This is a genomic window from Paraburkholderia sp., from assembly GCF_035948235.1.
GTDB lineage: Bacteria > Pseudomonadota > Gammaproteobacteria > Burkholderiales > Burkholderiaceae > Paraburkholderia.
Genome location: NZ_DASZJJ010000251.1, coordinates 1 through 2,526, shown reverse-complemented (window position 1 = coordinate 2,526; position 2,526 = coordinate 1). Strand labels below are relative to the sequence as shown.

Annotated in this window: 2 protein-coding genes; both read right to left on the bottom strand. The window is 66.3% G+C overall.

Annotated elements, in window-relative coordinates; genetic code table 11:
* Nucleotides 1–7: 7 nt before the first annotated feature.
* Nucleotides 8–661 (bottom strand): 2-hydroxychromene-2-carboxylate isomerase, encoded by a 654-nt coding sequence (locus VG320_RS21985; RefSeq protein ID WP_327202179.1) that lies wholly within the window; start codon nt 659–661, stop codon nt 8–10.
* Nucleotides 662–795: 134 nt separating this feature from the next.
* The gene (locus VG320_RS21980; RefSeq protein ID WP_327202178.1) at nt 796–2,229 is read right to left on the bottom strand and encodes a TAXI family TRAP transporter solute-binding subunit; all 1,434 of its coding nucleotides are present in this window, start codon (nt 2,227–2,229) and stop codon (nt 796–798) included.
* Nucleotides 2,230–2,526 lie beyond the last annotated feature (297 nt).

Here is a 2,526-nt window from a genome sequence, read left to right as displayed (position 1 = left end):
GCTGGATTCAAGCCGTTTCCGGCTTGGCCAGCCCCGAAGGCAGCGTGCTGATGCGCTTGACCTCGCGCGAATCGAGCCAGTTCGGCGAGCGCGCCACGTAGAGCACCATCGGCAGCGCGTCCTCGCCCCAGAAGAGCTGTTTGTTCATCCAGAAGGTCGGCACGCCGAACACCCCCATCGAGATCGCGTCGTTGGTGAAGCGGCGCAGTTGCGCGCGCACGGCTTCCTCTTCGATCAGCGCCTCGCCGTGCGCGATGCCCACGCGCTCGCACAACTGCTCGAAGCCTTCGTCAGTCGACGGGTCGCGGCCTTCGCGCCAGATGAAGCGGAAGATCTCGCGCACGCAGGCGAATTCGCCGCCCGCGGCGATCGCCAGCAGCATCGGCTTGACCGAGTCGAACGGATGCGCAGGCGGCATCTTCAGCGGAATGCCGAGCTGTTCCGCGCGAAACAGCGCGTGGCGATAGGTGAAGATGCGCTTGGCGGGGATCGCGCCGCCGTACGGCGTGCCCCAATGACGGTAGAGGTCGCTAAGCAGGACCGGCGTCGGCACGAAGTCGAAGCCCGGCCACTTGTCGTACTGCTCCAGCAGCAGGTACGAGAACGGCGACACGAAGTCGTAGAACCAGGCCGGCTGGTTGGCGTCGATGCCGCGGATCATGCTGTTCCTCCGAAATGGGCTTCATGCGGACCGCACCGGCGGCCCGTCGTTCGAGTATTGATCGTATCCAGTCCTGCGTGCTGCCTTTTTACCTCGGGACTTTCCGCACTGCCGCCCCAGAGCATTTGTCCTGCCTAAATGCCGCCGTCCGGGGCGCCGTCCTTGTCTGCGGCTTCGTCCAGTTTGTCTTCGGCGCCCGCAGGCGCTTCGCCGCGCGTCGCTTCGAGCTTTTCGCGCACGGCCAGCAGCCGTTCGCGCACGAAACCGATATGCTCGCGCAGCACGTAAAACTGTCCCGCATAGGCGAGCGGCATCTTCATGCCGTTCACCGACTCCTCGATCTTGTCGAGCTGGCGCATGAGCGCGCGCCGCTCTTCCGGCGTATTGTCGGCGAGCGCGGCGCGCTCCAGCGCAATGAGCGAACCGTACCAGCGATAGATGCGCGATTTTACCCGCCACGCGTAGAGCCCAGGCACGAGACGCAGCCCCGGGATCAGCACGACGATGATCGGCACCAGCACGACGAGCAGCCGGTCGGCCAGACTCGCGAGCCAGAATGGCAGCAGACGGTAGAGGAAGCTCTTGCCCGACTTGTAGTAACGCGCGGCATCGTCGCTGATCGGGAAATCCTGCGCGCGCGGCGCGGGGAATTCGCCCGCGCGCTGCAGCAGCGTCGAGCGTCCGTGGACTTCCTTGGCGGCGTCGACAAGCAGGTCGGAGAGCGCCGGGTGGAGCGAATCGCGCGCGACCAGTTCGGCTGTTGGCGCGATGAAATGCAGGGGCGCGGCGGGCAGGTTGCGCCCGAAGTCGAATGCGCCCATCGGGATCGTGATCGCCGTGAGATAGGGGAAGCGGCGCGCATAGGCGTCGGCCTGGGCGAAGTCGAAAAAGCGCACGCCCGGCATGCGCATCAGGCGCCCCATGACCGGCGGCTGCGCGGAATCGCCGGCGAGAAACGCCACGTCGATTTTGCCTTCCACGAGCGCGTGCGCGGCGTCGTCGCCGGACAGCGGCAGCAGTTGTGTCTTGCCGCCGGGTTCGATGCCATTGGCCTTGAGCAGCGCAAGCGCGAGTTCGCGTGTGCCGCTGCCTTCCGCGCCGATGGCCAGACGCTCGCCTTCGAACTGCGACAGACGCGTGACGGGCGGCCCGTGATAGAACACCGCGAGCGGCACGTAGGCCACGCTGCCCAGCGACACGAGCCCCTCGGGCACCTTGTTCGCCAGACCGTCCTGCACGAAGGCGACATCGACATGCGAAGACGGGTCGGACAGGCGCGCGAGATTCTGCGCCGAGCCTTCCGATTCGAGCACGTTGAGCGTGATGTTGTTGCGCGCAAGGATCGTCTTGTACTTCTGCGCGGCGTTCCAGAAAGTGCTGCCCTTGGGGCCGGCGCTCATCGTCAGCGTGCTGGGCGGCGCGGGCTGGATCAGCCGCACGGCGAGCCAGATGGCCGCCACGCTCACCAGCAGGATGGGGCCGAACGAGACAGCCAGGTCGCGCCACGAAATCGCCACGAAGCGTGCGACGAGACGCGGGGGAGGTTTGCGGCCGGAAGGGGACTTCATCGGGGAGTGGGGGGCCTCGGGAGGTTCGGTTCGTACGGCGATGGATCGCTCTGCGGTGGATCGTTCGATGGCGCCCGGCAATCGCTGCCTGCCGATGTTACATGAGAATGGCGGCCGCAGCGCCATGCGGGCAGGCGTGGCGCGCACGCCGCGCCGGGCCGCTAAATCCTTTGCGCTCGCGCCCCGCCCAGGCTAAATTGTGGTTCGCCGCAGCGCTTAAGGCGCGCGGCAGCCAGAGTCGATCGAATCGACCGCGCCTATAACAAGCAAGCAGCAGAAAGCTGCACGACAATCGAC